The organism is Cupriavidus sp. SIMBA_020 (genome assembly GCF_046535395.1).
GTDB lineage: Bacteria > Pseudomonadota > Gammaproteobacteria > Burkholderiales > Burkholderiaceae > Cupriavidus > Cupriavidus campinensis.
The window spans coordinates 1-342 of the sequence record NZ_JAWRWU010000203.1; the positions used below are offsets into that span (position 1 = coordinate 1).

Genomic DNA, 342 nt, shown 5'->3' on the forward strand with positions numbered 1-342 from the left:
GGTCTTCAATTACGCCTACCGCTACACCGTCGACCGCCACATCGATACGCCGGTCTTCTACGTCGCCACGGTGGTGCTGGGCCTGATCGCGTTTCTCATCATCCGCAAAGACTACGTCTTCGTGAACCGCTACGAATTCAGCGATACCCAGATCTCGGTCAGCACTTTGCTGGGCGTGAAGAAAACCTATCCCACGGCCCAATACGAATTCGTGCCGTCGCTGCACAAGGCGGTGAACGTGCCCGAGCAGAAGGCGTCGCTGTCTTTCTACGTGCGTGACGCGCAGAGCAGGAAGAACGTCCGCAACTATTCCTGGGCGGGTTTTTCACCCGAGGATTTCCA

At 57.3% G+C, this 342-nt stretch carries 1 protein-coding gene; it reads left to right on the forward strand.

From position 1 onward, the window contains the following. A partial coding sequence (locus SB751_RS28825; protein WP_410748886.1) for a hypothetical protein occupies nucleotides 1-342 on the forward strand: 342 nt, incomplete at both ends.